The 3,002-nt window shown below is 50.6% G+C and carries 5 protein-coding genes; 4 read left to right on the forward strand and 1 reads right to left on the reverse strand.

The features are described 5' to 3' along the window. The coding region (locus tag QCH34_RS09870) for a Fic family protein (protein ID WP_300333518.1) at positions 1-637 on the forward strand (637 nt) is incomplete at its 5' end. A 126-nt stretch (positions 638-763) separates the two neighbouring features. Here QCH34_RS09870 and QCH34_RS09875 read toward each other — a convergent pair. Then, complete coding sequence (locus QCH34_RS09875) at positions 764-1,165, reverse strand: metalloregulator ArsR/SmtB family transcription factor (RefSeq protein WP_300333522.1); 402 nt, start codon at positions 1,163-1,165, stop codon at positions 764-766. Positions 1,166-1,417: 252 nt separating this feature from the next. Between QCH34_RS09875 and QCH34_RS09880 the strand changes: the two genes are divergently transcribed. From QCH34_RS09880 to QCH34_RS09890, 3 genes are read left to right on the forward strand one after another with little or no spacing between them, the layout of a single operon-like run. After that, complete coding sequence (locus tag QCH34_RS09880) at positions 1,418-2,488, forward strand: permease (protein WP_300333524.1); 1,071 nt, start codon at positions 1,418-1,420, stop codon at positions 2,486-2,488. A 6-nt stretch (positions 2,489-2,494) separates the two neighbouring features. Continuing rightward, complete coding sequence (locus tag QCH34_RS09885; RefSeq protein WP_300333526.1) at positions 2,495-2,755, forward strand: hypothetical protein; 261 nt, start codon at positions 2,495-2,497, stop codon at positions 2,753-2,755. Beyond that, positions 2,752-2,988, forward strand: coding sequence for a thioredoxin family protein (locus tag QCH34_RS09890; protein WP_300333529.1), 237 nt, complete (start codon positions 2,752-2,754; stop codon positions 2,986-2,988). Before QCH34_RS09885 ends, QCH34_RS09890 begins: the two co-directional genes overlap by 4 nt. The last annotated feature ends 14 nt before the right edge of the window (positions 2,989-3,002 follow it).

The following is a 3,002-nucleotide window of genomic DNA, read 5'->3' on the forward strand; positions in this document are numbered from 1 at the left end:
TCCTCCTCCACCAGAGCAGGTCCCAGAATTAATGCAGGATCTTGAACGTTTTATCCAGAACGATGATAAAACGCCGAGGCTGATCAAGGCCGCTCTCATTCACGCCCAATTGGAAACAATCCATCCATATCTGGATGGTAACGGAAGAATGGGCCGTTTGATGATCACGTTTTACCTCTGCTCAAAAGGTGTTCTGGCAAGGCCATTGTTGTATCTTAGTTATTACCTGAAGAGATATCGGGAGGATTACTATACACTCCTTAATGGTATCCGGTATCAGGGGAATTGGGAAGCATGGCTGGCTTTCTTCCTTCAGGGAGTCATTGACGTATCTAATAACTCTATTGAAACAGCAAAGAAAATTATCCAGCTCAAGGAGACGCTGATTGAAAGGTTGCTGGAGAACAATATCGGCGGCGTGCATGCGGTAAAGCTGATCGATACACTCTTTGATCGCCCGATCATCACGATCGGGCAGGTGACAGAGGAGTTACGAATAAGCCGCCAGTCTGCAACCAATCTCGTGGGGAAATTTGAGAAAATTGGAATACTGGAAGAGATTACCGGGAAAGAACGATATAAGCAGTATATGTTTGTGGACTATGTCAGGATAATCGAGGAGGGAACACGGATATAACTCTCTTTGAGCATCAATATCCCGCCAGTAGATAATGTATTGGGATCGGAAAGTTTTACCCCAAAACCCGGATAAAACGCCTTTGCATATCTAAATCTATAATTGTACAGACCCGCAGAACCCCCCTCAATCCTTCCTCCTCTCCACCATCCCCTTCACCTGCTCACCCTCCCGGGTCAGCCGGTAGATGATCCATGTGCCGGACTGCTCCCCCGCGATCAGGCCTGCCTTCTTCAGGATGGAGAGATGGTATGAAAGCCGGGAATCTGAGATTTCGAGAACAGAGCGGATCACACAGACACAGAGTGGCTGTACCACAAGCAGGGCAAGGATCTTCAGCCTGAAGGGATCAGCCAGGGCACGGAAGAGGGAGGCGGCAGCCCGGGCTTCTGCATCCTCAGGCAGATGCGAAACAAGCCCCTCAATGCCCCCCGATACGTTGAGGGATGCTTCGACCTCCGGCGGAATGCCACATCCCTTTTCAGGCACAGCCACCCCACTACACTCGTCTTCCGGTACGCCTGCCATACTTCAAATGAATATGAAATACCATCAGATAAGCATTTCGAGCTGGTATGAGAGAAGGGAACGCTGGCGCCAACCCACCTATTTCAACATATGTTGAAATGAAAGCATTTTTATCTCCCGACGACCGATATGATTTCAAGAGGTTTTGAAATAAAGATGCCGCCAACCAAATCCAGACAGGATGCGGCAAACATCACCTCCCGGAGAAAGAATCAGTATGCAGTATGCGAATAACGCAATCAGGAGAAGACCATGATTGACCTCTTCATCGGCTCCCTTATGATGGGATGGACGACACTCGCAGAATACCTCGCTGAGCATGTCGTCACCTGCCTCATCCCGGCGTTCTTCATCGCCGGAGGAATCGCCGCCTTCATCAGAAAGGATGCCATTCTGAAGTACTTCAGCCCGGATGCGCCGAAAAAGATCGCGTACGGGATTGCATCAGTTTCAGGCACTGTCCTTGCCGTCTGCTCCTGCACCATCCTTCCGATGTTCGCAGGCCTCTTCAAGCGGGGAAGCGGGATTGGGCCTGCCATCACCTTCGTCTATGCAGGACCGGCGATCAACATCCTGGCAATTGTGTACACCGCAAAAGTGCTCGGCTTTGATCTCGGCCTTGCCAGGGCCGCCTTTGCGATCATTCTTGCTATTGCAATCGGCCTGATCATGGCAGCGCTCTTCAGATCAGATGATGACGCAACAAGGAAGAAGATGGCGGCGATGCCACCGGCACCCGCATCTGAGGAGGAAAGACCGAGGTGGATCGTCCCGCTCTTCTTCATCCTCTTAATCGGCATCCTGATCACAGGTACAGCACAGATTGACTGGATGATCAAGTTCCCGATAATCTATGCCCTCACTCTCGGGGTGGCATATCTTCTGATATACTTCTTCCAGAGAGACGAGGTGACCGAGTGGGGATGGGAGACATGGGATCTCACAAAGAAGATCTTTCCGATCCTCCTCATTGGGACATTTGCCCTCGGGATGCTCGCCTTCTTCCTCCCCCCGGAGACTTTCGCGCCATTCTTCGGGACGAACACACTTCAATCGAACCTGCTTGCCTCATTCGTCGGTACCATCCTCTATATGCCGACGCTCCTTGAGGTCCCGGTGATCGGAACGACATTCGGATACACATCAGGAGTGATGGCGGGGGGGCCGGCACTCGCCCTCCTTCTTTCAGGACCTAGCGTCAGCCTGCCGTCGCTCCTCGTCATCTCACGGATAATGGGGATGAAGAAGACTATCGTCTATGCAATCCTTGTGATCGTCTTCTCGGCCCTTGCAGGGTTTATCTATGGACTTATTATCGGGTGAAGAGAGATGGCAGAGATGAAAAAGCCATGCTGTGCGGCTGAGGCGATGCGAAGGATCAGGCAGATCGATGTTGGCGGCATAAACGTCGGGCTTACGATGCTTGATGATGCAATTCATGAGGTGGCTCGGATGAACCTTATCAAAGATGAAGAGATTGCAGACGAACTGATGAAAAAATTGAGAATATACAATTATATCCCAAAGTCCGCAGAACAGCAGTACCGCTCTGCAACTTTAAGAGAATACACACACGAGGTTACATTATGAAGATTGAAGTCCTTGGAACCGGATGCATGAAATGTAAACGCCTTGCAAAGAATGTCGAAAAAGCAGTCGCTGAACTCGGCATATCAGCAGACATTGTGAAGGTAGAGGATATCACCGCGATCATGGAGCGGGATGTGATGCTGACACCCGCACTTATGGTTGATGGAGAACTGAAGATCTCCGGACGGGTTGCCGATGTGGCTGAATTAAAAGAACTCCTCGGAGGTGCGTAAGAATGGCAGAACAG

Origin of the sequence: Methanocalculus sp., from assembly GCF_029762515.1 — an archaeon.
Lineage (GTDB): Archaea > Halobacteriota > Methanomicrobia > Methanomicrobiales > Methanocorpusculaceae > Methanocalculus.

What these genes read in the sequence shown, in the direction of transcription:
- QCH34_RS09885 (WP_300333526.1), top strand. Translation starts at nt 2,495, where the DNA reads ATGGCAGAGATGAAAAAGCCATGCTGTGCGGCTGAGGCGATGCGAAGG.
- QCH34_RS09880 (WP_300333524.1), top strand. Translation starts at nt 1,418, where the DNA reads ATGATTGACCTCTTCATCGGCTCCCTTATGATGGGATGGACGACACTC.
- QCH34_RS09875 (WP_300333522.1), bottom strand. Translation starts at nt 1,165, where the DNA reads ATGGCAGGCGTACCGGAAGACGAGTGTAGTGGGGTGGCTGTGCCTGAA.
- QCH34_RS09890 (WP_300333529.1), top strand. Translation starts at nt 2,752, where the DNA reads ATGAAGATTGAAGTCCTTGGAACCGGATGCATGAAATGTAAACGCCTT.